This window comes from Paenibacillus sp. USDA918EY (genome assembly GCF_009870825.1).
GTDB classification, from domain to species: Bacteria; Bacillota; Bacilli; order Paenibacillales; family Paenibacillaceae; genus Paenibacillus_AQ; species Paenibacillus_AQ albilobatus.
In genome coordinates this window covers 40,760-67,335 of the sequence record NZ_WTWY01000011.1, presented here as the reverse complement: position 1 = coordinate 67,335, position 26,576 = coordinate 40,760, and the positions used below count along the sequence as shown (strand labels likewise).

At 54.7% G+C, this 26,576-nt stretch carries 24 protein-coding genes; 12 read left to right on the top strand and 12 right to left on the bottom strand.

Annotated features, from left to right (window positions below):
• Positions 1-49 precede the first annotated feature (49 nt).
• The gene (locus GQY55_RS20495) at positions 50-427 is read left to right on the top strand and encodes a hypothetical protein (protein ID WP_160043889.1); all 378 of its coding nucleotides are present in this window, start codon (positions 50-52) and stop codon (positions 425-427) included.
• Here GQY55_RS20495 and GQY55_RS20490 read toward each other — a convergent pair.
• Positions 424-1,056 (bottom strand): TraX family protein, encoded by a 633-nt coding sequence (locus tag GQY55_RS20490; protein ID WP_160043743.1) that lies wholly within the window; start codon positions 1,054-1,056, stop codon positions 424-426. The genes GQY55_RS20495 and GQY55_RS20490 overlap by 4 nt on opposite strands.
• 159 nt (positions 1,057-1,215) lie before the next feature.
• On the opposite strand from GQY55_RS20490, the gene GQY55_RS20485 reads away from it, so the two are divergent.
• On the top strand, positions 1,216-2,394 hold the full coding sequence (locus GQY55_RS20485; RefSeq protein ID WP_160043742.1) for a MalY/PatB family protein: 1,179 nt from the start codon (positions 1,216-1,218) through the stop codon (positions 2,392-2,394).
• A gap of 176 nt (positions 2,395-2,570) precedes the next feature.
• Complete coding sequence (locus tag GQY55_RS20480; RefSeq protein ID WP_306434072.1) at positions 2,571-4,577, top strand: methyl-accepting chemotaxis protein; 2,007 nt, start codon at positions 2,571-2,573, stop codon at positions 4,575-4,577.
• Between the two features lie 148 nt (positions 4,578-4,725).
• Here the strand turns inward: GQY55_RS20480 and GQY55_RS20475 are convergent, their stop codons facing one another.
• Together GQY55_RS20475 and GQY55_RS20470 are read right to left on the bottom strand one after the other, a co-directional pair.
• Positions 4,726-5,985: a (Fe-S)-binding protein gene (locus GQY55_RS20475; protein WP_160043887.1), complete on the bottom strand. Its 1,260-nt coding sequence runs from the start codon at positions 5,983-5,985 to the stop codon at positions 4,726-4,728.
• Positions 5,986-6,061: 76 nt separating this feature from the next.
• Positions 6,062-7,477: an FAD-binding oxidoreductase gene (locus GQY55_RS20470; RefSeq protein WP_160043741.1), complete on the bottom strand. Its 1,416-nt coding sequence runs from the start codon at positions 7,475-7,477 to the stop codon at positions 6,062-6,064.
• 262 nt (positions 7,478-7,739) lie between these two features.
• Here GQY55_RS20470 and GQY55_RS20465 point away from each other — a divergent pair, with 262 nt between their 5' ends.
• Positions 7,740-8,480 carry a FadR/GntR family transcriptional regulator gene (locus GQY55_RS20465; RefSeq protein ID WP_306434073.1) on the top strand — a complete coding sequence of 247 codons (741 nt, stop codon included), beginning with the start codon at positions 7,740-7,742 and terminating at the stop codon, positions 8,478-8,480.
• A gap of 12 nt (positions 8,481-8,492) precedes the next feature.
• Here the strand turns inward: GQY55_RS20465 and GQY55_RS20460 are convergent, their stop codons facing one another.
• Entirely contained in the window at positions 8,493-8,966 is a 474-nt protein-coding gene (locus tag GQY55_RS20460) for a hypothetical protein (RefSeq protein WP_160043740.1), read from the bottom strand.
• Positions 8,967-9,588: 622 nt separating this feature from the next.
• Between GQY55_RS20460 and GQY55_RS20455 the strand changes: the two genes are divergently transcribed.
• Together GQY55_RS20455 and GQY55_RS20450 are read left to right on the top strand one after the other, a co-directional pair.
• Positions 9,589-10,509, top strand: coding sequence for an AEC family transporter (locus GQY55_RS20455; RefSeq protein WP_160043739.1), 921 nt, complete (start codon positions 9,589-9,591; stop codon positions 10,507-10,509).
• A 69-nt stretch (positions 10,510-10,578) separates the two neighbouring features.
• Positions 10,579-12,570 (top strand): DUF2339 domain-containing protein, encoded by a 1,992-nt coding sequence (locus GQY55_RS20450; RefSeq protein ID WP_160043738.1) that lies wholly within the window; start codon positions 10,579-10,581, stop codon positions 12,568-12,570.
• 124 nt (positions 12,571-12,694) lie between these two features.
• Here GQY55_RS20450 and GQY55_RS20445 read toward each other — a convergent pair whose 3' ends face one another.
• Positions 12,695-13,423 carry an HAD family hydrolase gene (locus GQY55_RS20445; protein ID WP_160043737.1) on the bottom strand — a complete coding sequence of 243 codons (729 nt, stop codon included), beginning with the start codon at positions 13,421-13,423 and terminating at the stop codon, positions 12,695-12,697.
• 464 nt (positions 13,424-13,887) lie between these two features.
• Here GQY55_RS20445 and qoxA point away from each other — a divergent pair, with 464 nt between their 5' ends.
• The 4 genes from qoxA to qoxD are packed head-to-tail and all read left to right on the top strand — an operon-like array spanning position 13,888 to position 17,667.
• A complete protein-coding gene (qoxA, locus tag GQY55_RS20440; protein ID WP_236575768.1) occupies positions 13,888-14,817 on the top strand; it encodes a cytochrome aa3 quinol oxidase subunit II in 930 nt (309 codons plus the stop codon).
• 27 nt (positions 14,818-14,844) lie between these two features.
• Positions 14,845-16,791 carry a cytochrome aa3 quinol oxidase subunit I gene (gene qoxB, locus GQY55_RS20435; RefSeq protein WP_160043735.1) on the top strand — a complete coding sequence of 649 codons (1,947 nt, stop codon included), beginning with the start codon at positions 14,845-14,847 and terminating at the stop codon, positions 16,789-16,791.
• Positions 16,788-17,384 (top strand): cytochrome aa3 quinol oxidase subunit III, encoded by a 597-nt coding sequence (gene qoxC / locus GQY55_RS20430; protein WP_160043734.1) that lies wholly within the window; start codon positions 16,788-16,790, stop codon positions 17,382-17,384. Before qoxB ends, qoxC begins: the two co-directional genes overlap by 4 nt.
• Position 17,385: 1 nt before the next feature.
• Complete coding sequence (qoxD, locus tag GQY55_RS20425) at positions 17,386-17,667, top strand: cytochrome aa3 quinol oxidase subunit IV (RefSeq protein ID WP_160043733.1); 282 nt, start codon at positions 17,386-17,388, stop codon at positions 17,665-17,667.
• Between the two features lie 132 nt (positions 17,668-17,799).
• On the opposite strand, the gene GQY55_RS20420 is transcribed toward qoxD, so the two are convergent.
• Positions 17,800-18,315, bottom strand: a complete 516-nt coding sequence (locus GQY55_RS20420) for a mismatch-specific DNA-glycosylase (protein WP_373309269.1) — start codon at positions 18,313-18,315, stop codon at positions 17,800-17,802.
• Positions 18,316-18,610: 295 nt separating this feature from the next.
• Here GQY55_RS20420 and GQY55_RS20415 point away from each other — a divergent pair, with 295 nt between their 5' ends.
• The gene (locus GQY55_RS20415) at positions 18,611-19,999 is read left to right on the top strand and encodes an ABC transporter substrate-binding protein (protein ID WP_160043732.1); all 1,389 of its coding nucleotides are present in this window, start codon (positions 18,611-18,613) and stop codon (positions 19,997-19,999) included.
• Positions 20,000-20,047: 48 nt separating this feature from the next.
• Positions 20,048-21,670 carry a DUF4091 domain-containing protein gene (locus GQY55_RS20410; protein WP_160043731.1) on the top strand — a complete coding sequence of 541 codons (1,623 nt, stop codon included), beginning with the start codon at positions 20,048-20,050 and terminating at the stop codon, positions 21,668-21,670.
• Positions 21,671-21,844: 174 nt separating this feature from the next.
• Here the strand turns inward: GQY55_RS20410 and GQY55_RS20405 are convergent, their stop codons facing one another.
• The 6 genes from GQY55_RS20405 to GQY55_RS20380 form a co-directional block, all read right to left on the bottom strand.
• Complete coding sequence (locus GQY55_RS20405) at positions 21,845-22,705, bottom strand: MurR/RpiR family transcriptional regulator (protein WP_160043730.1); 861 nt, start codon at positions 22,703-22,705, stop codon at positions 21,845-21,847.
• A 224-nt stretch (positions 22,706-22,929) separates the two neighbouring features.
• The gene (locus tag GQY55_RS20400) at positions 22,930-23,676 is read right to left on the bottom strand and encodes a hypothetical protein (RefSeq protein ID WP_160043729.1); all 747 of its coding nucleotides are present in this window, start codon (positions 23,674-23,676) and stop codon (positions 22,930-22,932) included.
• Positions 23,673-24,371, bottom strand: coding sequence for an ABC transporter ATP-binding protein (locus tag GQY55_RS20395; RefSeq protein WP_160043728.1), 699 nt, complete (start codon positions 24,369-24,371; stop codon positions 23,673-23,675). The genes GQY55_RS20400 and GQY55_RS20395 overlap by 4 nt, the downstream gene beginning before the upstream one ends.
• Positions 24,349-24,768, bottom strand: coding sequence for a GntR family transcriptional regulator (locus tag GQY55_RS20390; protein ID WP_160043727.1), 420 nt, complete (start codon positions 24,766-24,768; stop codon positions 24,349-24,351). The genes GQY55_RS20395 and GQY55_RS20390 overlap by 23 nt, the downstream gene beginning before the upstream one ends.
• A 43-nt stretch (positions 24,769-24,811) precedes the next feature.
• Positions 24,812-25,561, bottom strand: a complete 750-nt coding sequence (locus tag GQY55_RS20385; protein WP_160043726.1) for an ABC transporter permease — start codon at positions 25,559-25,561, stop codon at positions 24,812-24,814.
• The gene (locus GQY55_RS20380) at positions 25,554-26,519 is read right to left on the bottom strand and encodes an ABC transporter ATP-binding protein (RefSeq protein ID WP_236575756.1); all 966 of its coding nucleotides are present in this window, start codon (positions 26,517-26,519) and stop codon (positions 25,554-25,556) included. The genes GQY55_RS20385 and GQY55_RS20380 overlap by 8 nt, the downstream gene beginning before the upstream one ends.
• Between the last annotated feature and the right edge of the window lie 57 nt (positions 26,520-26,576).

Below are 26,576 nucleotides of genomic sequence, written 5' to 3'. Positions count from 1 at the left end.
GGCCTCATACAATAGAACAAATGCGAAAACGGAGGGGATATTCTTGTCGATGCTCAAACTTAGGAAAAACATATCGCTTCAGCAGCGGCTTGCCGAATTGACAGGCCATCTGGCGGAAATCAACGGTGAGGGTCTGGGGCTGGAGCCCGGGAGATTGCAGCGGGTGTTCAAAAATAACTTCATTCAGGTTTCCGGCGAGCTGTTCGTGCCGCTGAGCCTGCAATCGATTCGGGTATTCGGCGTGAAACGAGCTGCCCGCACCGCGCGGGTCGGCCTGCGGACGACCTTCCGAACGGGCAAAGCTTTTTCCGACATCCGCCTCGTTCAAATCGGAACCGATTTTATCGAAGTGCAGGCCAAGGGCAAACATCCTTCCCGGATTTTGTTTCCGCTGAATAAAATCGAAGGCATTTTTCCGGTCGGTTAACCGAATGCCCACTCCGCGGCGGCAAGCGCCAGCAAGTGAAGGGGATAAAAAGAGCGCCACACCCACTTGCGTACCCGGATGCCCTCAAGCCTTTTCCAAACGGCCGGACCGTAGACGAGGAGCAGCGTCGGGATGATGCCCAGCATTTGCAGCATGCCGCCGAGCCCGTGCAAGAGCAAATAGAATAAATTCAGCAGCAAATGGATAAAAAGAAGCCGTTCGGACGCAAAATAGCGGAAGGATAAGACGAGCAGCAGCCCGTAGGCCCCGTAATCGAACGGAAAAAGCTCCATGACCGCGCAGACGGCGACCACGGTCCCGACTTTCGCCCAATCGGACGCCATACCGTCGAGCGCCTTCATGACCACGGCGGCCATCAGCAGCGTCGCGACGACGTTCAGCCCTTCCGGATCGAGCGCCAGTTGGTACGGCACTTGAGACAATAAGGCTAAAGCAAAAAGCCGGATCAAATAGCGGGTCGGCGACTTCGTATAACGATGCCCTTGGACGAGGGCATAGGCGTAAATCGGGAACGCCGCCCGGCCGATCATTCGCAGCCATAACTGATCTTCCATAAACACGATGCCGATATGGTCGACCAGCATGGTCAGCATGGCAATCAGCTGCACGACGACCTCTCCCTTGCTCGGACATTGTTTTTTCGGATCGATGATCCTTTCCTGATCCTATTTTACTTTGCCGCTGCTCTTTCTCCAAGTTTCCCTCTGATATAATATAGGCATGAACCTTTTATTTCTTTCTACTTATTCTTTGAGGAGGGCAACATTTTGAATTTTGACAAACCGATTTCACGACATATGACCGGCTGCGAAAAGTGGGACGGCATGAAAAATATTTTCGGGACGGCGGACGCGCTGCCGATGTGGGTGGCCGACATGGATTTCGAATCCCCGCCTTCCGTCGTTTCCGCGCTTAAACGGCGTGTTGAACATGGGGTATTCGGCTACACGATGGTGACGGCTGAATACAGGGAGTCCGTTGCATCTTGGATGAAAGAACGCCACGGCTGGGAGATCGACCCGGAATGGCTCGTGTTCTGCCCTGGCGTCGTGCCCGCGCTGAGCTTCGCCGTTCAGGCTTTCACCGAACCGGGAGACAAAGTGGTGATCCAGCCGCCGGTATATCCGCCGTTTCACAGCGTCGTACAGGAGCAAGGGCGCGAGCTCGCGCTTAACCCGCTGGTCTGCGAAAACGGCCGATACGCCATGGATTTGCAAGGTCTCGAGAAGATTCTGGAGGGCGGGCGCGTCAAAATGCTCATTTTGTGCAGCCCCCACAATCCGGTCGGTCGGGTATGGACGCGCGAAGAACTTGCGGCTTTGGTCCAGCTTTGCGTGCGCCATGACGTGATGATCGTGTCCGATGAAATCCATGCCGATCTGGTGTATGCCCCCCATGCCCATATGCCGCTTGCCATGGTTTCCGACGAAGCGAAGAAACGAACCATCATCTGCACGTCGCCAAGCAAAACGTTTAACATCGCCGGGCTGAACACCTCGAACATCATCATTCCGGATCCGGAAATCCGCGAAAAATTCCGCAAAGCGCTCCAGCTGTACCATGTAGGCTCCATCAGCGCGCTCGGAAGCACCGCGGCGCAGGCGGCTTACGAAGGAGGACGCGAATGGCTGGATGAGGTGCTGGTTTATTTGCAGCAAAACATCGATTACGTAACGGATTATATTGAAACGCATATCCCGGAGATCAAAGTCCAAAAGCCGGAGGCGACCTATCTTCTGTGGCTCGATTTCCGCTCCCTCGGCATGAAGCCAGACGAGCTTGCCGACTTCCTGCTCACCAAAGCGAAACTCGCCTTGAACAAAGGCGGTTCGTTCGGCCTGGGCGGAGAAGGGTTTATGCGCATGAACGTAGCTTGTTCGAAGGCGACGGTCACGGAAGCGTTGAAACGGCTGGATGCCGCGATGAAAGAATGGAGACTCGGCTGATTTTCGTTGTCCGATGATTGAATCTAAGCGTCTAATCGAGAAAAAGAGGATGCGGCAAACGGCCGGATCCTCTTTTTTTTGGATCACGCTATGAAAAATTGCTCTGTTTTTGTCGAAATATAGGAGGTGACTCCTCACAAGAGACCACATGATATATACCATATGGGGGAATTTATTTGAAAAAACAATTTAATGGAGTTTTGCGGCTCCTGAAAATCAAAAGACTGCGCACCCGGCTTTTGCTCATTATCAGTCTGATGGTTATCATTCCAAACATTTTTGTAGCATTGTTTTCCGTAAACAGCGCCAAGGCCCAACTGCAGGGCAAAATGGAGGAAACGACCAAATCCAGCGTCGTGCTGCTGAACAACCTTGTCGACAGCATGGTCCAAATGCAGGTGTCGAACGTGAAGATGCTTGCCGGTCAAATCACTTCCGAAGACATCGACGTCAACTCGATCAAAGTCCGGAAGCTCATCAACGATTATAAGGCCCAGCATCCGGAGGTTGAAATCGTGTCGATCGGCAACGACCGGGGAGCCTGGATGAAAGCGCCGGACCCCGGCAAGCAAAACAACTACGACCCGCGCACCCGGAATTGGTACAAGCTGGCCAAGCAATATCCGAATCAAGCGATGGTCGCCGATCCGTCCATCTCGTTCACGACCGGCAATTACGTGCTCTCCATTTCCAAAATGCTGCCCGATGGGCAGGGCGCGATAACGATCGACTTCAGCATGAAGGAAATGGACAAAATCGTCAATAATCTCCGCCTTGGCAACAAAGGATATCTGTACATTATGGACCGCAACGACCTTATGATGGCCCACCCGACCAAAAAAATCGGCGACAAAGCGTCAGGTGCCCAGCTTGAGGTCATGCACAGCCAGAAGGAAGGTTTTATTAGCTACACCAATCCCGATACCCATGTGCTTCAGCGGGGATATTTTACCACCAACGGAACGACGTCCTTCAAAATCGTGGGCATCCTTCCCGACAGCGAATACAGCGATGCCACGCGCCCGATCCTGTACACTTCCGTGGGCGTGCTCGTGATTGCCGTTGCCCTTATTCTTGTCATCATGTTCTTCGTCATCCGCGGCATGACCAAACCGATCGAGCAGCTGAACCAATCGGCCATCCGGGTCAGCAACGGCCATTTGAGCGAGCAGGTCATCATCAACCGCACGGACGAAATCGGAACGCTCGCCGAGAATTACAACGGCATGGTCGCGTCCCTCCGCAGCATGGTGCTGGACATGAGCGATACGTCCAGTCAACTGGCGGCATCCAGCGAAGAGCTGACGGCCAGCACCGAATTGAACGCCCAATCGGTCGAAACGGTTTCACGGCTCATATCCGATTCGTCCGAGGGTGCCGCAACCCAGGCTTTGGCTACCGAAGAAAGCGCCCGTACGCTGGAAGAAATGACGCGCGGCATCCAGAAAATCGCCGAATCCGCCGGAGCGATCGTAGATTCGTCCAGCCGCACCGAAGAGGACGTGAAGGACGGCAGCCGGAAAATACGCCAGGTTAGCGCTCAAATGGATACCATCCGGCAATCCACGGTGGAATCGGCCGCGTTGATGGATCGGCTGCATGAACATAGCGCAAACATCGCGGACATGAGCACGGCCATCTCGGAAATTTCCAAGCAGACGAACCTGCTGTCGCTGAATGCGGCGATCGAAGCGGCACGCGCCGGCGAACATGGGCGGGGGTTCGCGGTCGTAGCGAACGAAGTCCGCAAGCTGGCCGACCAATCCCGCATCACCGCCGAAGAGATTCAGGAGACGATCGCAAAGATGACCGAACTGATCGCCAGCGCCTTCGACGTGATGAAGAACAAGGTTCAAGCCGACGTAAGCCAGGGGCTGGACGTCACTGCGGAAGCGCTGGAGGCGTTCGTGAACATCGAGCGTTCCGCCAAGCAGATTTCGGACCAGATCCAGGACATCTCCGCGATCACGGAACAGATGTCGGCCAGCAGCCAGGAAATTTCGGCTGCCGTTCACGAGGTTGCCGGGATCTCGCGCCAAACCGTGTCCTCGTTCGAACAAGTCTCCGCAGCCAGCCAGGAACAGCTGGCGTCCATGGAAGAAATCAGTTCCTCCGCGGCCGGCCTGGCCCGGATGGCGGCGGACATGCAGGCGATGATCGACCGCTTCAAGCTCGATGAATAGGTGCAAAAAGTTCCTGCACAAGTAGAGATAACCGTAAAAGGCGCCGCCAATTCGGGGGCTATAAGCAAATGAAAAACGGGATGTTCTTCAAGCCGATTCGCTTGAAGAACATCCCGTTTGTATTTTATGCCATCGTAGCCGTCGAAAGCTAACGTTTTAATCGTTCATGCAGGAAGTCCACGATATGGACCGCCTTCATCCGCCCGCTCAGCCCATGTTCCTCGATGCCGTGCTTCATCTGCAGCAGGCAGCCCGGATTGCTGGTCAGCATGTAGCCGGCCCCGGTCGCTTCGGCATGTTCCATCTTGTGGTCCAAAATTTGCCCGGCCATTTCCGGCTGCGTGATGTTGTAGATCCCCGCCGATCCGCAGCAGCGGTCGGCGTTTTTCATCTCGACGAACTGCGCCCCCTTCACTTGGCGCATCAATTTGCGCGGAGCGTCCGATGAACGCATGACGTTGCGCAGATGGCATGAATCCTGATAGGTGATGCGGACTTGTTCCGTGCTGTCCGACGTCTCCTCCTCGCCGAAATCGAGGCTTCTGCCTACGCGCACGAGCAAATCGCTGACGTCCACGACCCGCTCCGCGAACCATACGGCGTCGTCGCGCCACTGCGGGTCTTCGTGCAGCAGATGGTCGTATTCGGTCAAAATCGCCCCGCAGCCGCCCGCATTGGAAACGATATAATCCACTCCGGCGGCCTTGAACGTCTGGATATTCCGTCTGGCCAGCTCCCTGGCTCCCTCCGCTTCCCCGCTGTGCGCATGCAGCGCGCCGCAGCAGTTTTGCTCCCGCGGAATGACGACTTCAAAACCCGCAGCCGTGAGCAAATCCACCGTATGGATGTTGGTGTCGGTAAACAAAACATCCATGATACAGCCCCGGAACAAGGCGACCGTCGCGATTTTTTCGCCTTTCGCCGGATGGCGCTCGCCGATCTGCTCCACGACGCCGCGCCCGGTCGCGTCCGGCAAAATTTTCTCCATATCGCGCAAATGCTTCGGGAACAGCTTCATCGCGCCTGTGGCATGAGCTGCGGCGCGAAGCCCGGATTTTTGGTAAAATTGCAGGCCGCGGCCGACCCATTTCATCCGCTTCTGATGCGGGAATACCGTCTTGAAGGCAGCATGGCGCGTTGCCTGCACCCACGGCTTGTGGCGTTTATGGTCTTCGATCGCGTCCCGCGCCTGCTCGATCAATTGGCCGTATTTGACTCCCGCCGGGCAGGCCGGCTCGCAGGCGCGGCAGCCGAGGCAGTGGTTCATCTGCTCTTCGAAGGCTTGATCCGGAACCATCAGGCCGTCCGTCACGGCTTTCATGAGGGCGATCCGTCCCCGCGGGGATTCGGCTTCCAGCCCCGTTTCGGCGAACGTCGGGCAGGCCGGCAAGCAAAACCCGCAGCGCATGCAGTTGGTCAGCTGGTCTTCGTCGAGGCGCAAACGGAGCTTCTCGGTCAGTGGATTCGTATGCTGCGTTTGCCCATTAGCCACGCTGGATCACCACCCTTTTGCGCGTTTCCTTCGCGAATACTTTGCCCGGATTGAGCAAATTATGCGGATCGAAGGAATTTTTGATCGCTTTCATCACGTCCATCCCCGCCGGGCCCACCTTCCATTCCAGGTACGGCGATTTCACCATGCCGACGCCGTGCTCGCCCGTAATCGTTCCGCCCAAACGGATGGCCGCTTCGAAAATTTCCTCGAACGCTTCCTCGACACGGGCGATCTCTTCCTTGTTGCGGGCATCGGTCGTCGCGGTCGGATGCAGGTTGCCGTCGCCCGCATGGCCGAACGTGCTGATCTGGACGTTATGCTTTTTCGCGATCCGGTTGATTTCCACCACCATGTCGGCGATTTTCGAGCGCGGCACGGTTGCGTCCTCCAAAATCGTCGTCGGACGCAGCCTCGCCAGCGCGGTAAACGCGCTCCGGCGCGCGGTCAGCAGCTTCTCCGCCTCCTCCTGGCTGGCCGCAATACTTACCTGATCGGCATGCTCGCTTTTGCAAACCTCGGTAATAACGGCGATATCCCGCTCCACCGCTTCTTCGTCGCCGTCCTGCTCGATGATCAGGATCGCTTCCATGTCCAGCGGCAGCCCCAGCTTCGCAAAATCGTCCACGACGCGAATCGTGGCGTTATCCAAAATTTCCAGCGTCGCCGGAATGATGCGGTTTTCGATGATCTTCGATACTGTGCGCGCCGCCCCGTAAAGGTCCTTGTACATGGCAAGCATCGTCTTTTTGTATTTTGGCGGCGGAATCAGCTTCAAAATCGCTTCCGTAATAATGGCGAGCGTGCCTTCCGACCCGACGAGCAGCTTCGTCAAATCGTAACCCGCCACGTCCTTCATCAGTTTCCCGCCGGTACGGATCACGTCTCCGTTTGCGAGCACCGCCTCGAGGCCGATCACGTAATCTTTGGTCGTTCCGTATTTCAGGCCGCGCAGGCCGCCGGAGCATTCGGCAATATTCCCGCCGATCGTGGAAATGGACATGCTGCTCGGATCGGGCGGGTAGAACAAGCCCAAACTTTCGACATGCGTGCTGAACTGTTTCGTGTTCAAACCGGGCTGCACCGTTGCCGTCAAATTTTCGAGGTCGATTTCCAAAATGCGGTTCATTCGGTGCATGACCATCACGACACCGCCCTGTACCGGCACTGTGCCTCCGCATAAATTCGTGCCTGAGCCTCTGCCCACGACCGGGATTTTGTGGCGGCTGAGCACCTTCATGATTTGCGACACCTCTTCGGTGCTGGACGGGTAAACGACGGCATCCGGCAGCGATTGGAGCATCGGCGTGCCGTCATAGGAATGGGTGACAAGCGATTGCGGATCGTCCTTCACGCATTCGCTGCCGAGGATCGAGGCAAGTTCGCGTTTGACTTCTTCTTGCAGCAAGGAAAGCCCCCCTTGGATTCATTGGGTTTGGGTTATTCGTTATAAATTAGTCAGGTCATCTGATGACTTTTCTTGTGAACAAGTATACACTAGAATATATGGATCGAAAATAGACCAGAACGAAATTTTTTTTCGGCATGTCCAATCTGTATTGAAAAAAAGAATCACCGATGCAAGCGCCGCGGAACAGGTGAAAACCCTTAACCGGTACATAACCGTTTCAGCGGCCGGGATTAGAGATTCAAGGAAGGATGTCGAGATCTTGACGAACCAGCAAAGACCTTTGAAGCAGTACGAATGGGTCATGAACGATTTAAAAAAACAGATGGATGAAGGACGGCTTGCTCCCGGAGACCGTCTTGCCTCCGTCGTCGACCTGGCCGCCCAGTACAATGTAGGCAGATCGACGATCCGGGAGGCGCTTAGCGCGCTGAAAGCGATGGGACTGCTGAACATTAAGCAAGGCGGGGGCACGTTCGTCAAAGCGCCTCCTTCCGAAGCCGGACCGGTACACCCGATGCAGCGGTACGACGATTTGTGGGAAGGCCGCGCCGCATCGCTGCGCCATCTCCTCGAAGTGCGCCGGGTGCTTGAGGCCGGCTGCGCCGCGCTTGCCGCCCAGCAGCGAACGGCGGAGGATTTGGCCGTTTTCGAGAAGCTGCTTGAAGACATGAGACAATCCGAAGACGAGCATTTTATCGAACAGGCCGACGTTAAATTCCACCAGCAGATCGCGGCCGCAACCCGCAACCCGCTTCTGCTTGAATTGATGGAATCGCTGGCGAGCAAGCTGCATGAAAGCATGAAGGATATGCGCGCGCTTTGGTTTTACGCCGAACGCTCCTCCGCGGAACGGCTGCTTCAGGAGCATATCCGGATCTACGAAGCCATCGCCGGACAGGATGCCAAGGAAGCCTCCGCCCGCATGGAATTGCATATTTCGAAGGTGGAGCAAGTGCTGAACGAAAAAAAAGCCGGAGACCATCATCTGCGGATGACGTAACCGGCTTTTTGACTAATTTTCGAGCCTGACTTTCACGCTGCCGCCAACCGCACATACGTCCAGGCGTTCCAGCGTTTGTTCCACCCTCTCAAGCATCTTTGGCAGATGGTCGCCCCCGTCCTGCAGAAAAAAGGCAGCGTCCGTGCATTCGGCAATATATTGCAGCGTATTCAGGAACAGCTCCGTTTCCAAATCGATCCCGGCCGTTTGCCGGAGCAGGCCGATGAGTTCGTCGTAATAAAGATCCTCCGGCGGAAACTTTCCTTCCAATTGCATATAAAGCTGCTTCAGCTTCGCTTTGACGCTCATGTGCGCGACAACCAGCGCTGCTTTGCAAAAGCCTGCCTCCAGCAGGGGGCGCGCAAAATGGATGTAACTAAGGGATAAATCGTTCCAGCTGCGGGCTTTGGCATACAACTCGTACGCATCCTCGTGAAAAAGTCCGCTGCGGATGTTTTTTTGCGATTGTACCGAAAAAGGCAGCATCTCGATAACCTCCCCGTTCAGAATCTTGCAAAAATATGACGCCGGATGCCCTTTCCCTGCTTCGAAACAGCCAAATGAATCCATGACGTTGCCGATGAATGACTTCCTAATGAATTCGACAAAATCCTCGGTTACTGCTCGAACTGCTTCTCCCTGGACCCTCTGTCTCTTGGCTTGGATTGGTGCCAAAGCCCTTGATGTTTCATGCGTCTGAATGCCCAATGCAGTCCGATTTTGCGTGTATGCTATATATATCGACCTTATTTCCTAAAAAATGAAGAACTTTCCATAAAAAAACCTCCCTGTGCAACCTCGATTTTTTGACCATCATTGGAACGCATAAGTTTTCAGCCAAGCCGAACAATTCTATGATCGTAAAATAACCCTGCAAAGCGGGGCCTTGCCTCGAAGCGGGTTCATGTACTTTGCGGGGAGGCCGAAATTTATATACTCTATTTTATAAACTCCATAACGTTAAAAATAACCTCCGCGAAACGCGGTCTGTCTTCTGTGAAAGTGCGTCGGTAGACGTTTTTCTTAGCCCCGCCGCTTCCGAGTGATGCTATAATGAATGGGCCCGCCATTTTATATCATCAAGAAAAAGACAAAGGAAGCTGAACTAATGATTGCGACGATATTGCTTGAAGTCGTGCTGCCGGTGTTCGTTCTGATCGCCTTCGGGTCGCTCATGCAGCGGCTTTTCCAGCTCGATTTATACACCTTATCCAAAATCAACTTTTATTTCATTACGCCGGCGGCCGTTTTCATGAGCATGTACCATTCCGACATGTCCGGGGAGCTGCTCGGCACCGTCTGTTTGTTTTACGGACTGTACGTGCTCGTTTTATGGGTAATCGGGACCGTCACGGGACGCCTGTTCAAGTTCGAAAGCAGCATGAAGGCCGCTTTTAATAACAGCATTATGCTCGACAATTCCGGCAATTACGGGATGCCGATCAACGCGCTCGTATTCAAGGGGGACCCGCTTGCCTCGTCAATGCAGGCGCTGATCATGTCCCTGCAAAGCCTCCTCACTTTCACGTACGGCGTCATCGCGATTCAAGGGGCGAAACTGAAAGGAAATTACCGGAGCATGATCATCGGTTTTTTAAAGATGCCGGTTCCGTATGCGCTCGTTTTGGGGCTGCTGCTTCATATATTGAAAGCCCCGCTGCCTTTGTTCGTGTCCCAGCCGCTGACGTACGCCCAGCAGTCGATGGTTGCCATCGCCCTTTTGACGCTCGGGGCGCAAATCGTCAAATATCCGCTTAAGCTTTACCGGCTGGACGTTTACGTCAGCATGTTCCTGAAGCTGATCATCGGCCCGGCGATCGGGTGCGCGCTTGTCTTCGCGCTGGGACTCAAAGGGATTCCCGCGCAGGCGCTGCTGATCGCTTCCGGCATGCCGACCGGAGTCAATACGTCCATCCTGGCCGAGGAATACAAAAACGAACCCGATTTCGCCGCGCAAACCGTGCTGCTTTCCACCCTCTTTAACGTCATCACCATCACGGGATTAATTACGCTCGCAAAAGCCTTCTGAATGGAATTTTGTGGTATGATAAACCTATCGCAGAAAGTTTAAATTTGGTTTATCAGGGGTGGTTAACCGTTGGATTTGGAAAAGAGAATGAATCAGCTGGAGTCCAAAATGAGACAGATGGAACTTGAGCTGAATGAACTGCGCCAAGCCAGGCGCAGGGAGGGACAACCGGCGCCGGAGCAGCCGGGGCAGGCCCCTCAACCGGGCGGACATCCGGCTCAGGCGGGGGCTCCCGCTGCCGGACCGATGCCGCACCGGCCGGCTCCCCCGCAGAGTGTGCCCGGATTTCAGGCACCGCCGGGACAAGGCATGTACGGCGGCCAGACGCCCCCGCCGCACGGAAGGCAGGGGTATCCGCCATCCTACGGCCAAGGAATGCCCGGATACCCGCCTCCAGGGGCGCCGGGGCAAGGTTATCAGGGCCAGATGCCGCCCGTTCAGCCTCAATATCAGACGGCGGAACGGCCTTACCCGCAGGGCATGAACCCGTATGCCTATCCGCCCCAGCATGCCAATATCCCCCGGGAGCCCAAGCCGCCGAAGGACTGGGAGCATCTGATCGCCAGGGTATGGCTGCCCCGCGTGTTCATCGTGGTGCTGCTGCTTGGCGTGCTGTGGGGATTTACGGCGGCGGTCAAAGCCGGATATTTGACCGAACCCGTCCGCTGCCTGCTTGGCGTCGCCGTTTCCGCCGCCATGTATTGGCTTGGCGAACGGCAGATCCGCAGCAAACGGGAGGCGCTCGGCCAGGTGCTTTTGGGAGGGTCCATCGGCATCCTGATCCTGTCCGTGTTTGCGGCGCACCAGCTGTATGACTTGATCCCTTCGGGCATCGCCTTTGCGCTGTACGTTCTTTCGATCGCGTTATGCGTATTTACCGCGCTGCGGCGCCGTTCCCAAGCGCTGATCATCATCGCGACGGTGGCCGGGTATTTGATCCCCTTCCTCGTGCATTCCGCCCAGCCGAATGCATGGGTATTCGGGGGGTACGAGGCCGCGTTTTCGCTGGCGATGATCGCCGTTTCCCTGAAATTCGATTTCCGGGCCGCTTATTTCGTGGCGGTCGGGGTGCTTCATCTGCCGCTGCTCATCGGCTATGCCGCCGGCGATTTCGGCGAAAGCCGCCATGTGTTCATCGGGGCCGTTTTCGTTCAGCACGCGGCGCTGCTCGCATACGCCCTGTTTGGACCCGGGCGCCGCAAGCTTGACGAAACGCTGTCGCTTTTCCCGGGATTCGGCATCATGGCGCTATGGATCTACGCCCTGTATCCGATATCCGAAGGCGCCGTTCACTGGCGCCCGCTGATGCTGCTCGTATGGGCGCTGATCTACACTTTGTCCGCATGGGGCAAATACATGAAGGAACAGCGTTCCCCGGTATTGGTCTCCATCGCAACGGCAGCCTGGTTCCTGTGGGCGCTTGATCTGCTGAACGAGAGCTACTCGCCGTCCGCGGCCGTCGTCATCGGAACCGCGGGCATCATTCTTGGTTTCAGGCTGAACACCGTCATGCAGCAAATTACGGCGGCCATCGTGTTTGCGTACGGCGCGGCGGGAACGCTCTTCCTTGTCATCGACCGCGTCTTTTCGGCGGAAAGCCTATCCTGGCTTATTTTGCTGGCCGCTTTTGCGATCCTCGCGTACGTGCTGCGCCGCATGCCTGAGCGTATTTTTTCCAGCCGTTTGCCGGATCTATGCATGTGGATCGACGCGCTGCTCGCCATCATTTTTTTGACCGAACTGACCAATGTGCTGACAGACGGGCTGGCCAAAGACCTCCGGCATTTGATCTTGTCCGCCGTTTGGGCGGTATACGCCATCGCCGTCATCGTCGGCGGGCTGGCGCTCCAGCGGCAGATGGTCCGTTTTGCCGGCATCGGCCTGCTGTTCCTGACGCTCATCAAAGTGATCATTGCCGATCTGCCGGACGTGTCCGTCGCGGTGAGGGCGATTCTGTTCATCGGGCTCGGAGCGATCGGGATCGTCGTGTCCAGGCTGATGTACAAACGCAAAAACGCCCCGGCGCAAGCGGCGCCGGAAGATACGGCGGTAGAGCCGTAACGCAGGCAAAATATGCCGCCGGATTGAAGAACTCCGGCGGCTTCGTTATTGTGCAAAAAAGCAGGCGCTGCTGCCTTTGAAGGTACGCGCCTGCTTTTTACGTATATCCATTCCGCTTCTTCCTTTATGCCAACAGTAACTCGGCCAGCTCCCGGTAGCTTCCTGCCGTATAATGCGGCTGATGTTCCGATTCGGGTTCGACCCGCCGGTGGTTGAACCAGACCGCGGTCCATCCCGCCTCAAGCGCGCCCACCACGTCATTGCGCCAGGAATCGCCGACATAATAGCTTTGCGAGGCTTTTGTCCCCGTTCGTTCATTGACGAAGGCAAACAAACGGGGATCCGGCTTGTCGTACCCGACCGCGCCTGAAATGAAGATGCGTTCGGAAGGAATGGCCGCGTCCATCGCCAGCGCCTTGATTTTGGCCATCTGGTGGCGCTCCGGCCCGTTCGTGATCAATCCGACCACGTGTCCCGCCGCCTGCAGATCGGATATCAGATCCATAACCCCGGGAAACGGGGTGATTCGGAATTGGCGCTCCAGATACTGCTGCTGAATCCGGGCTGCCTCCGGGTCCGTCACATGAACCCCGAATTCCGCCAGCGCAAGCTGGGCCCGTTTTACCCTCATGTCTTGCAAATCCCGCTCCGCCCCCTGCGCATTCACCGCGCCGTGGCTGGCCGAAAGCATGTCGCTGTAATATCTGAACCGGTGATAAACCTCCTCGTACGGAAATTCTCCCCCAGTGCCCAGCACGTCGCGCAGCGCTTCGCGCAGCGGCTGCAAATGGTCGTAAAGCGTATCGTCCACGTCAAAAAATATGCCTTTGCCGCAACTCCGTTTCTCTCCCATGTTCCATCCCTCTCGATCTGTTGTGATGTTTGTTACGGAAATCGAATTTGTGTCTATTCTAGCACATTCCACCGCGGTACTAGCCGGTTTCGGCGGCTGCCGCCCGCGTTTAAAAAGAGGGTATTCAGGGCTAAAACCCTTTCAATTGTGACGAAACTGGCACAACTGTTCCCCGCCCGTTCAATTTTGAACAAAAATGAAAATCACCGAATTCAGCCTTTTTCAAAGCTTAATCGGTTTTTTTGGCGTTTTTTTATGAAGAATGTGAAGTTTGTCACAGAATAATTGTATTTTATTTACATTTTTGCATTCTAATGTATTTGTTTTCTTTTTCACAAGTTAATATGCTATGGCTATAAGGATTCGCGAATGATCCAAACACTCAGCGATGAAGGCATGCTAGAAAGGAGTTTCCCGTGAAGAAAAAAAGATGGTTGTTTTCACTTATTTTTATTTCCGTCGTCATGCTGCTCAGCGGATGCGATACGAAACTGATGGTCCTGGATCCGAAAGGGCCGGTAGCGAAAACACAATCCAATACAATTATCTTTTCCATTCTAATGATGGCGCTCGTGTTAATCGTCGTGTACGTCCTGTACATCTTCATGCTGACCAAATACCGGGCCAGCAAAACGCCGGATGATTATGAACCGCCTCATATGGAAGGAAGCAAATGGCTCGAATTCATCTGGACCGCCATCCCGATCATTATCGTAGCCATTTTGTCTGTCGTTACCGTGCGTACGACTTATGCCGTAGAAAAGGTGCCTGCCGGCTATGAGGATCAAAAGCCGCTTGTCATCTACGCCGCCTCCTCCAACTGGAAATGGCATTTCAGCTATCCGGAAGAAGGCATCGAAACGGTGAACTACGTCAACATTCCTACGAACCGTCCGGTCGAGTTCCGTCTCTACTCATACGGTCCGATTTCAAGTTTCTGGGTTCCGCAGCTCGGCGGACAGAAATACGCGATGAGCGACATGATCACCAAGCTGAATCTCGTCGCCGAACATGAAGGTTCGTACATGGGTAAAAACTCGAACTTCTCCGGTAAAGGTTTCGCCCAAATGGAATTCGAGGTGCTTGCCCAATCTCCTGCCGATTACACGAAATGGGTCAAAGATGTGCAACAAACGGCTCCGAAGTTGACCGAGCAGGAATTCAACACCGTATTGCATACCGACTTCGTCGGACGCAAATCTTACAGCTCCACGCATTTGAGCTTCTCGCCGGCGCCTATGGATATGTCCGACATGAACATGTCCGAACACGGGCATGGCGGGGACAATTCGAAAGACGGCAAGGAATCCGGCACGGATTCCACAGATCATATGCAGGACATGGGTGACATGAAAGACATGAACGATCATTCTTCCATGGAACAAGGACATTAACATCATGGAGAAAGGAGAAAAAACTGCATGAAATGGGACGAATTTTTTGTTACCGGCGAGCCGATGATTTACGCGGCCGATGTCAGTATCGTGCTCGTATCGCTCGCCATCTTGATCGGATTGACCTATTTCAAAAAATGGGGATATCTGTGGCGTGAGTGGCTCACCACGGTGGACCACAAAAAAATCGGCATCATGTATATTTTGTCCGCGCTGATCATGCTGTTCCGCGGCGGCGTCGACGCTTTGTTGATGCGGGCCCAGCTCGCGACGCCGGACTCCAAATTTTTGGATGCGCAGCACTACAATGAAATATTTACGACCCACGGGGTTATCATGATTCTGTTCATGGCGATGCCGTTTGTCATCGGGATGATGAACGTCGTCGTTCCGCTGCAAATCGGCGCCCGTGACGTCGCTTTCCCTAGACTCAACGCCGTCAGCTTCTGGATGTTCTTTATGGGAGCGATGCTGTTCAACATTTCGTTTGTGATCGGGGGATCGCCGGATGCCGGCTGGTCCGCATACTTCCCGCTTGCAAGCAACGAATTCAGCCCGACGGTAGGCAACAACTACTACTCGCTGGCGCTGCAAATATCCGGTATCGGTACGCTGATGACCGGCGTCAACTTCATCGTGACGATCCTGAAAATGCGCGCCCCGGGCATGAAACTGATGCGTATGCCGATGTTCACCTGGTCGGTGCTCATTACGAACGTCATTATTTTGTTTGCTTTCCCGGTGCTCACCGTAGCGCTTGCCCTGATGATGTTCGACCGCATCTTCGGCAGCCAATTCTTTACGATGGCCAACGGCGGTATGGATATGCTCTGGGCCAACCTGTTCTGGGTGTGGGGACACCCTGAAGTATATATCGTTATTTTGCCTGCTTTCGGCATATTCAGCGATGTTATTTCGACATTCTCCAAAAAGAATTTGTACGGCTACAAATCGATGGTTATCAGTATGGTTGCCATCTCGGTTCTGTCCTTCCTCGTCTGGGCCCACCACTTCTATACGATGGGTCAAGGCGCTATGGTCAACGGCTTCTTCTCCATCACGACGATGGCGATCGCGGTTCCGACCGGGGTGAAAATATTCAACTGGCTGTTTACGCTTCGCAAAGGCAAAATTTCGTTTACGTCTCCGATGATGTACGCGATGGGCTTTATCCCGATCTTTACGATCGGCGGCGTAACCGGCGTCATGCTTGCGATGGCAAGCGCCGACTATCAGTACCACAATACGATGTTCCTGGTTGCCCACTTCCACTACGTGCTCATTCCGGGTACGGTATTCGGGGTGCTGGCCGGCATGCACTACTGGTTCCCTAAAATGTTCGGCTTCCGCCTGAACGAACGGCTGGCTAAAACGGCCTTCTGGCTGATCATCGTCGGCTTCAACGTTGCCTTCATGCCGCTGTTCTTCCTTGGACTTAACGGCATGACGCGCCGGATGTACACCTATTCGGCAAGCACCGGCTTCGGTCCGCTGAACATGATCGCGACCATCGGCGCCCTTATTCTTGCGGTCGGCTTTGTGGTGCTGTGCTACAACTTCTTCTACAGCTTCCGCCACAGCCCGCGCAACGAAGGCGGAGATCCATGGGATGCACGTACGCTGGAATGGAGCACGCCAAGTCCGGTTCCGGTTTACAACTTTGCAAAAGTGCCTGTCGTGAAAGGCGAAGATGCTTTCTGGCATGCCAAAAAGCATAACGTTCCGCTTTACGAAGAAGGACCTTACGAAGAGATTCATATGCCAAACAACAGCGGGCAACCGTTTATTCTCGGCGTAATTATGTTTTTCCTTGGCTTTTTCCTCGTGTTCAGCTGGTTCATCCCTGCGATCATCGCGGGCATCGGCGTGGTAGTCATGCTGGCCGTTCGTTCCTTCGAACGCGACCACGGCTATCATATTTCACCGAAGGAAATCGCCGCTACCGAACAGAAACTGCGGGGTGATACCGTATGAAAATAAATGACACACTGCCGCTGGAGTACAGAACCGAGGAGAACAGCAACAAAATCTTCGGATTCTGGCTCTTCCTTGGAGCAGAGATTGCCTTGTTCTCTACGTTGTTCGCCGTGTACTTCACGCTTTGGAACCGTACGGGCAGCGGCCCGACCGGCAAAGAGCTTTTCGAGGTCGGCGGGGTCATCTGGGAAACGTTCCTGCTGCTCACAAGCAGTTTTACCTGCGGCCTTGGCATTCATGCCATGCGCCTTGGACTGAAAAAACCGATGATGATTTTCTTCATCGTCACGCTGCTGATGGGCCTCGGCTTCCTCGGCATCGAGATTACGGAATTCGTCAATTACGTGCATGAAGGCGCGACATTGCAAACGAGCGCTTTCCTGTCCAGCTTGTTCGTCCTGCTTGGCACGCACGGTCTGCACGTGACCATGGGTATTCTATGGGGCGCAGGCATCCTGATTCAAGTGGGCCGTCAAGGCTTTACGCCGGAGACGGCGAACAAATCGTTCATCTTCTCGCTGTACTGGCACTTCCTTGACGTCGTCTGGATCTTCATTTTCAGCTTTGTCTACATGAAAGGATTGATGTAATATGGCACGATTGTTCCCGATACGTCACGTGATGGGATACATCTTCTCGCTGGTCCTTTCGCTTGTGGCACTCGGCGTGATTTACTGGGATCTGACGTTCGCGGCTGCCATGGTCATTCTGATCATCAGCGCTCTCATTCAGGCGTCGCTGCAGCTGGTCCTGTTCATGCACATTGGTGAAACAGACTCGAAGAAGACGCTTTACCTCAACATCGCTTATGCGGTTTTCGTCGGCGTCGTTACGATTTTCGGTACGCTCTTTGCGATGATCTGGGGTTACTGATCATCCAATGAAAGCAAAAAAACTGTCCCTTAAGGTAAGGGGCAGTTTTTTTGCATATATGGACCGTGTTTTTCAGCATCTGGTTCTGCATCTACCGTTAATGAGAGCTTGAGTGCTTGTACCTTATATGCTTTAACTCCCATGCTCCGCGATATGCTCCGCCAGCCGGCGATAAATCGCCACGATCTCCTCCATCGGCATCCGCACCAGGCCGCTTGACGACGGGGCGACAAATTCATGGATTTCCGGGATGACCGGGTCCGGCTGAAATCCCCAGTCCGCTTTGCTTTTTTGGCTGAACTGGGTATAGACGCCTTTGCCGACAAAACAGGCCACCTTTGGGCGGTACTCCAGCAGCTTCGCATGAAGGATTTTTCTCCCCTCCGCATATTCGCCTCGGTCGATATCGTCAATTCCCCGCGTCGGACGCGCGACGATATTGGTGAATCCGTACCCGAGCCTCAGCAGGTCCTGGTCTTCGGAAGCTTCATACAGCCGGGGGGTCAGCCCCGCCCGGTACAGGATCCGGTAAAAGTTGTTGCGCGGATTGGCGTAATGATGCCCGGTTTCTCCGGACTGCAGGCTCGGATTAAAGCCTATAAACAATATCGACAAACCGTAATCCAGATGATCCGGTATTTCCGGCATCGCGTTCACCTCGCTTTTGGGTTCTCTTATTTGCGGAACTTATCGAAGTTGGATTTGGACGGAAGCTTTTTATAGCGGCTTACGGTCATCATATACCCCATAACAGACGGTCCGCAACCTGTACAGTCATCTCCCGGTACGCCGCGTTTCCAAAGCCGCTTGTTCCATTTGTCATTATAATGCCCACCGATGTTACGCCGCTCGATTTAACACTAAATTAACATCCCCCTCCCTATAATGAAGTTGTCGCCGAACCCAAGGCCGTACGAATTGAATTCAGAAAGGGGTTGCCTTTATGAATCAAAGAAAACGCTGTCAACGCATGCTGCTCGCCGTTTTCCTGCTCTTGACGATCATCGTCTCCGGCTGCTCTTCTCCAAGTTCTCCGGGAAGCGCCTCCGCTCCCCAAGAAACCGCTCCGAAAGACGATGCCGCATCGGCGCCAAGCCAAACGGATCCGGATGAAAAAACGAACGGCGAACCGGTTACCGTCAAAATTTTGTATCCATGGGGGGCCGATAACTTCGAGCTGCGGTACCGCGGCATTGAGAAGCTGCTTCCGAACGTCACGATCGAGCTTGTCGATTCCCAGGCCCAGATGGACCCGCTTCAGGAGCTGAACGCCCAAAAAATCGTACCGGACATCATTTTTGCGAACTGGGGACTGGACGCCTTATACGAGCTTGATATGATCGAGCCGCTGGATGACCTGATTCAAAAACATCAGTTTGACCTGGATACGCTGGATCCTTCGCTCCTGGCCTCCATCCGCTCGATGGATCGAACGGGAAAAGGAAGGATTCTCGGGTTTCCCATCCAATACAGCCCGTACGGAATTTGGTATAACAAAGACGTGTTCGATAAATTCGGCATCGAATATCCTGCGGAACGTTTAACCTGGGATGAGGTCGCCGAGCTTGCGAAGCAGATGACCGCGGAACGCGACGGAGTTCAATACCGCGGGCTGGAAATGGGGCCCGGACTCGCCTCAGGCGAAGTCACCGTACCGTTGTCCCAGCTTGCCGTCAACTTGACGGACCCGGATACGGGCGAAGTCCTCATCGACAAAGAACCGGCCGTGACGCGATACCTGGAGCTGATGAAAAAAATTTACAGCATTCCCGGCATCGTGAACGAAGACCCGGAAGCCCGCAAGGATTATGAATTTCCGAAAAAAAACGTAGGGATGATCGTATCCTGGATCGAATATTTACGTTGGGGCGTCGGGGATCCCGAAGTGGCAGCCAACATGGAAGCGGCTCCGCTGCCCGTATGGGGAGACGGGGAAGAGTCCGCTCCGCCGGCCGGAAGCAACCTCCTTGTCATTAACAAATACAGCGAGCATAAGGATGCGGCCTTCAAAGTGCTGATGGCCTACCTGTCCCCTGAGCATCAAACCGAGCTTGCCAAAATCGGGGATGCGCCGCCGCTGTTCAATAACAAAGACGTGATCAGCCACTTCGGCGAAGACGTGGAGGTGTTCAAAGGGAAAAATGTGGCGGCGTTTTACGAGGTCCCGCCGGCTCTGCCTCCGGCAAAAATCAGTTCCTGGGACCAGTACGTCGACATTGGAGGATCCATGCTAAAGTTTTCCCGATCGGATATGGACATCGCATCGTTCCTGCGCCAACTGAAGGAAGAGTCCGCAGTCAAGATTACGGAAGCGAAAAATCAAAAGGAATGACGTTCGGTCCGGGCGGCTCGAACGACCTTAAGCAAGAGGTGATAGTGCTTGAAATTCCAAGTTTTTAGCGCAAACGAATGGGTATATCCCGATCAAACCATTGCCGATCCGCCGGAACGCGAGCTCCGGATTCGGATCGCGGGCGTCCGCGGCTCGTATGCAGGGTGTCAAGTCCTTTTCAACGATCTTCCGCCCCAGGCAGAGCTGACCTGGACGTTTCGCGGGCGGAGTTGGCCCGAAGAACGTCCCCCCTGCGAACCTGAATTGCGGATCTATCGGCTCATCGATGTCCAAGTGAACGAAAATACCGATGTCGATGTATCGACCGTACCCGCTGGAACGCCGGCCCCTCCGTACGTCACGCGCCAAGCCCCGTTCCGCGTATATGACGCGCTGCTTCCGGTCGGGCGGCAATGTTCCGCCGGCAGCTCCACCGAAGCCTACTATTTATGCTGGCATATTCCGGCACAAGCCGCCCCGGGTATTTTCGGCGGTGACATCATCCTTGCAGCCGACAATCAGACCTGTATCATCCCCGTTCAAATCGAGGTGTTCAAGGCGATTATTCCTGAACAAGGGCGGCTTCATGTGACCAACTGGTTTTCTACGCGCAACATCGCCGAGCGGTACGGACTGGAGCCATGGTCCGAAGCCTTCTGGTCGATGCTTGAGCAGTATGGGCTGGCGATGAGGCGCTGCCGGCAAACCCACTTTCTCGTGAACGGCTCGTTTGTCGACGTCAAGCCGCATGGGGAAGGACGTTATACCTTTGACTTTTCGAAAGCGGAACGTCTGATCACCCTGTTTCTCAAGCTTGGATTCACCCATATTGAAGGCGGCCATGTGGCGAATCGCCTGAACTGGGAAGATCCGACCTTCGTCTTGAATGCGGATCCCAGCGTTCAGGCGACGTCAAGGGAAGGCTACGTTTTTTTGTCCCAATATTTGAAGGCATGGCGGGAGTGGCTTGAAAGCAAAGGCTGGCTTTCGTTATTGGTTCAGCACGTCGCGGATGAGCCGATCGAGCCTTCGGCGGCGGATTACCGCATATTGTCGGGCATCGTGCGCAAATGGCTTCCTGGCGTGCCGCTTATCGATGCCGTGATCAATACGGGCGTTGCGGGAGCCGTCGATATATGGGTGCCGACGAACAAGGAATATGAACTTCATCAGGAAGACTACGAAGGTTACCGGAAATGCGGGGACACGTTATGGTTCTACACGTGCTGGAATCCGGGAGGCGATTATTTGAACCGTTTCCTCGACTTCCCTCTTCTGAAGACGCGTTACCTGCATTGGGGCAATTTCAAGTACGGGCTGGATGGATATTTGCACTGGGGATTCAATTATTATTTTAAAAATCAAGACCCGTTCGAGCTGACGAATCCGCTGCTTGCTCCGGACGTTCACGATCGGCGGGTACCGGCCGGAGACACCCATATCGTATATCCCGGTCCCGACGGCCCGCTTCTCAGCATGAGGCTGGAAGCGATGCGCGCCGGCGTGGAGGATTATGAGCTGCTGCGCGATCTTCGGGACCATCGCCCGGAACTCGCCGAAGACATCCTATCGGTCTGCATGAACAGCTTTACGGAAGTAAACACGGACCCTTCCGCTTTTGACCAGGCTTACCGTCGGCTGCTGGAAGCGGTATCCGAGTATACGCCTTAGTCCGGGTAGACTGAACCGCGTTATGATATGCGTGGCCGAAATTCGAAATCAATCAAAAACGGCTGTTCCGCAAGTAGACTCGAGCTACGGTGGAACAGCCGTGTTTTTTATGCCTGCCTTCCCGCCGCCCGGCTCATTCCGGATGAGCGTTAAAACCTCGCCGTGAACATTCGATTAATACAGCTTGTCCGAGGTCGCCTTGGCGGTGATTTCCCGGTATTTGATCGCTTCGTCTTTCATTTTTAACGATACGGCGACATTCAAAATGTCGATGACGGCAAGCTGCGATATTTTGGCCGCAAGCGAGCTTCCCTGCAGCGGATTTTCCCTGCCGACGACGATCAGCACGATATCCGCGATTTTGGTGATCGGCGAACGGGCGTTGCTGGTGATGGCGATGACGCGGGCCCCCGCTTTTTTGGCGATGTTCAGGTTATCGATCGTGTCCTTGGTGCTGCCCGAAATGGACAAACCTACGGCGACGTCGCCTTTGTTCATGAGCGATGCCTGCATCGCCTGAAAATGGGTATCGCTGCTTGCAAGACTGTTTTTCCCGATTCTCGCAAAGCTGTGCGCTCCCTGCGCCGCCGTCAGCCCCGACGATCCCACGCCGAAAAAGTGAATGTTCCCCGCTTGCGCCAGCGCGTCGATGGCGAGGGTCAGCTGCTCTTCGGCGACGAGCTCCCTCGTCTGCTCCAGCGTGCGCAGATGCGTGCTGATGATTTTCTGGCTGAGCGTCAACGGGTCGTCGTCTTCGGCGATTTCTTCGTGAATATGATCGGTCGGTTTGACCAAATCCTGGGCGAGCGACAGCTTGAAGTCCTGGAACCCTTGGAATTTCATCTTCCGGCAAAAACGCAGCACCGTCGTCTCGCCGACATCCGCCTTCTCCGCCAGCTCCGTCACCGAATCGTAGATCAAATCCTGGGCGTTCTCCAAAATATACTGCGCAACCTTCTGCTCGGTTTTGGTCAACCCGTTCATATGGCTGCGGATGTTCAGCAGCGTTTTCCCCATTTCCTGCATGCCCGGCATGTTTTCTCCCCTTCCCGTTTTGCGCGAACGTTTTCAAAAAACGGCTCGTCCGGAATATCATCATCCGGCTTGGATGAAAGCGAATTCCGCCTAAATGTCAATCTTATTGTACCCGCTCGGAAACGCGGTTGGCAAGCGGCGCAATCATCCCCAACAAGCTTAAGCCGGTACCCTTTCACGCAAAAAAAGCCCGCGCGAAAAAACCACGCAGGCTCCGGTTTATTTTATCTTGCTTCGATGCGTTTTTCCACGCACCACTTGATGACGAACAGAAACGCGATGCTAAGCAGCAGCTCGAAGCCGAACGATCCGAACCATCTCCAGCCTTCAGCGGCCGTCAACGGATCACGCGCAATAATGCCGGTAGAGCTTTCGTAATGAAAGGTCGCAACCTTAAATGCCTGGGTGGAATCCTCGCGGAACATCAGATTCTCCAACCAGTCAACGGCGGCCGACAGGACCAGAAATAACAGCAAGCCGACCCAAAACGCGCCTTTTTTCGTGATGCTGCGGGCCAGCGCAATCACCACGTAAAACAATAAAAATCCGTAAACGGTCGTAAAAACGGCCTCCAGCGCCAAACCAAGCCACACGTATGCAGGCAGCTGGAGAGCATTCCCCAAAATGAGCATATCGTAACGGCGGAAAAAATATAGCCCCGCCCCGCCGCCGATCACGATTAGAGACAACGTATTCAGGATGCCGTAGATGAGGGACGCCCAAACGTAAGAGAGGGTGTTTACCGGCAGAAGCCTGCGGCTTACCGATTTGATGTTGTAGTCGAACACCCTCAGGTTGTTGATCATGAAAATGACGGCGGCGGCGAGGTTGGCGACGATGATGACGGCTATTTTGACCTCCGGCATCGCGGGCGACAGGATCATCGCCAGTTCGCATAAAATCAGCACGGCGCAAACGGCCAGCAGCAAATTCGCGTTTCGCCGCAGGTCGTATTTCAGCAGCTTGATCATTCGCCGAACACCTCTTTGAACATGTCGTCAACGCTTTTTCCATGCTTCATGCGGATATGCTCCACTTCCTCGTGCAGTACAATATGGCCGTTTTGCAAAAACATCACCTCGTCAAAAATCCGTTCCATGTCGCGCACCAGATGGGTGGAAATGATCAGGCTGCTGTCTTCGCGGTAGAAGCGGACGATCGCGTCCAAAATTTTGCCGCGGGCCACCGGATCGACGCCGCCGATCGGCTCATCGAGCAAATACAGACTGACGTTCCGGGAGAGGGCCAGCGTCAGCTGCAGCCGTTCATTCATCCCCTTGGAGAGGATGCTGACGCCGCTTTTTTCGTCCAGTTTCATGAAGTCGAGCATCTCGCGGGCTTTTTCCATATCGAAATCCGCATAAAAATCGTTGTAAAAGGCGATGGCATCCCTCACCTTCATCCAGCTTTCCGTCATCGGGCGATCCGGCATGTAGGAAATGAGGTTTTTCGTCTCTCTGCCGGTCGGTATGCCCATTACAGAAATGTCGCCGGACGAGGCCGGGGTGAGCCCTGCGATGATTTGCATCAATGTGCTTTTGCCGCTGCCGTTCGAGCCGAGCAGGCCGATCAACCTGCCCTGTCCGATGTGGAAGCTGACGCCGTCCAGCACCTGCTTTCCGCCGTATTTTTTCGATACGCCGTCAACCTTCAGAAGTGCGCCCATCCGGATGCCCCTCCTTCCGGTCCGTACCGTCTTCGGCGGCCGCCACGGCCTCTTTAACGATCGTCACGATGTCCTGATTTTTGAACCCCAGCTCCTGCATGCCATGGATAAATTGGTGAAGCAGTTCTCCGGCCATTTCCTTTTTGATCGCCATAATTTTGGATTCCTCGCTTGTCACATATCTTCCCAGACCCCGTTTCGTCTCAACGACCTCCTCGCGTTCGAGTTCCTGGAACGTCCGCTGAATCGTGTTGGGGTTGATTTGCATATCCGCCGCCAGCTCCCTTACCGACGGGATTTTATCGCCGGGCTGAAGCAGGCCGGATACGATCTGTCTTTTGATGTGGTTCATGATCTGAAGATAGATCGGCAAATTGTTGTCGAATTCGATGCTCAAGTGGACAGACTCCTTTCGCCGTCAGCTTAGCTCCTTTGCCGCATCAGGCTATATCACGTCTCTTAAACGTAACAAAGCTGGCGCCAAGAAACAAGACCATATATACCGCCAGTACCGCGATGGAAAAAGGAAGCGTCATCCCTTCGATCGGCGGATGCCCTCCGTTGCTGTACACCGACAGATCGGCGTTCGGGAACAGCACGTACTTGTAAAAACTTTTCGGGATCGTCAGGCTGCCGAGCACGACCGCGGCCATGCTGACGCCCATCGCCGCGCCCGTGGAACGGGTCAGCACGCCCATCATAAAGCCCAGCGTCACGTAAACCACGCTATAGACGAACGCGCTTCCGCCGGCGACCGCCAGATCCTGCCATGAACCGGCGGAGGCAGCCGTTCCGAAAAACGCGGCGCCGGCAGCAATTCCCACTGCCATCAGCCAGACGAAAAGCGACAACGTAAAGAGTAACGCGGCGGCATATTTCGAAGCGAGCACTTTCCCGCGGCTTTGCCCGCGGATCATCAGGAACTTGATCGTTCCCAGGCTGTGCTCGCTTGCAACCAGCCCGGCGGTAAAGATGACGGCCAGCATGGCGGTAAATTGGCCGAAGCCGTTCGTCGACGACATGATGGCCGTATATTCGAATGCGGAGCCGATCATGTCCCCTCCCCAGCGATTGAAGGCCCAGGCCAGCGCCACGAGAGCGACGGCAATGATCGCGTAAGGGATAAAAAAGCTGCGTTTTTTGGACATTTTAAGCCATTCGTTTAAGACAAGCCGGTTAAAACTAAGCAATGCGGTTTCCTCCCGTCCATTTCAAAAATTCGTCTTCCAGCGACTGCTTCAGCTCCGTGATTTGGTAGATCGGCACCCGGGCGGCGCCAAGGGCCGTGACGATATCCGGAATATCCTTGTAGCGGAGCGCTACCAGCAGTTCGTTCTGCTCCTCCGCTACCTGCAATATTTCGGCATGCTCCTGGCTTCCCAGCACTTGCTTCGCTTCCTCGAAAAGCCCGACCCGGAACATGACGCGCACGAAGTTTTTCTCTTCCGCCGCGAATGCTCCGCTTTCGCCGATGGCGCGAACCGTCACGAGCTTGCCGTCCTGAATGACGACGACGCGGCTGCACAGCTGCTCCATTTCCAGCAGCAAATGGCTGGAGACCAGGATCGAGATGCCTTCCTCGCGGGCGATCGTTTTCAGGTAATCGCGCATTTCGCGGATGCCTGCCGGGTCGAGGCCGTTGGTCGGCTCATCCAGGATAAGGACCGACGGCTCGTGCAGCAGCGCTTGCGCGATGCCGAGGCGCTGGCGCATGCCGAGCGAATACGCCTTGACTTTCTTTTTCATCGCCTGTTCGAGTCCCACCAGCCGGACCACCTCGTCGATCCGTTCGTTGCTGATCCATTCGTTCATCCGCTGATATTGCTTCAGATTGTCGTAACCCGTCATGTAAGGATAAAATTCCGGGTTTTCGATAATCGCCCCGATATGGCGGATCGCCTTCTTCCATTCGTGCCGGATGCTGCTGCCGCGGACGAACACGTCGCCCTCGGTCATTTGGATCAGTCCGGCAATCATCCGGATGGTCGTCGTTTTTCCGGCGCCGTTCGGCCCGAGCAGCCCGACGATCTCCCCTTCTCGCACGTCGAATGAAAGCTGGTCGACGATATTTTTGCCTCCGATTTTTTTGGACACGCCTCTTAACGAAAGCACGGCGGTTTCTTCATGTATGTTTTGAGATTGCGTCACGTTCACATCTCCTTTGTATTAGTGTTATAGTTAGATAGTACACTAGGACATTGAAAA

What these genes read in the sequence shown, in the direction of transcription:
- qoxD (WP_160043733.1), top strand. Translation starts at nt 17,386, where the DNA reads ATGGCACGATTGTTCCCGATACGTCACGTGATGGGATACATCTTCTCG.
- GQY55_RS20400 (WP_160043729.1), bottom strand. Translation starts at nt 23,676, where the DNA reads ATGATCAAGCTGCTGAAATACGACCTGCGGCGAAACGCGAATTTGCTG.
- GQY55_RS20395 (WP_160043728.1), bottom strand. Translation starts at nt 24,371, where the DNA reads ATGGGCGCACTTCTGAAGGTTGACGGCGTATCGAAAAAATACGGCGGA.
- GQY55_RS20445 (WP_160043737.1), bottom strand. Translation starts at nt 13,423, where the DNA reads ATGGGAGAGAAACGGAGTTGCGGCAAAGGCATATTTTTTGACGTGGAC.
- GQY55_RS20455 (WP_160043739.1), top strand. Translation starts at nt 9,589, where the DNA reads ATGATTGCGACGATATTGCTTGAAGTCGTGCTGCCGGTGTTCGTTCTG.
- GQY55_RS20405 (WP_160043730.1), bottom strand. Translation starts at nt 22,705, where the DNA reads ATGCCGGGCATGCAGGAAATGGGGAAAACGCTGCTGAACATCCGCAGC.
- qoxA (WP_236575768.1), top strand. Translation starts at nt 13,888, where the DNA reads ATGCTGCTCAGCGGATGCGATACGAAACTGATGGTCCTGGATCCGAAA.
- qoxC (WP_160043734.1), top strand. Translation starts at nt 16,788, where the DNA reads ATGAAAATAAATGACACACTGCCGCTGGAGTACAGAACCGAGGAGAAC.
- GQY55_RS20415 (WP_160043732.1), top strand. Translation starts at nt 18,611, where the DNA reads ATGAATCAAAGAAAACGCTGTCAACGCATGCTGCTCGCCGTTTTCCTG.
- qoxB (WP_160043735.1), top strand. Translation starts at nt 14,845, where the DNA reads ATGAAATGGGACGAATTTTTTGTTACCGGCGAGCCGATGATTTACGCG.
- GQY55_RS20495 (WP_160043889.1), top strand. Translation starts at nt 50, where the DNA reads ATGCTCAAACTTAGGAAAAACATATCGCTTCAGCAGCGGCTTGCCGAA.
- GQY55_RS20420 (WP_373309269.1), bottom strand. Translation starts at nt 18,315, where the DNA reads ATGCCGGAAATACCGGATCATCTGGATTACGGTTTGTCGATATTGTTT.
- GQY55_RS20475 (WP_160043887.1), bottom strand. Translation starts at nt 5,985, where the DNA reads ATGCGCTGCGGGTTTTGCTTGCCGGCCTGCCCGACGTTCGCCGAAACG.
- GQY55_RS20460 (WP_160043740.1), bottom strand. Translation starts at nt 8,966, where the DNA reads ATGCTGCCTTTTTCGGTACAATCGCAAAAAAACATCCGCAGCGGACTT.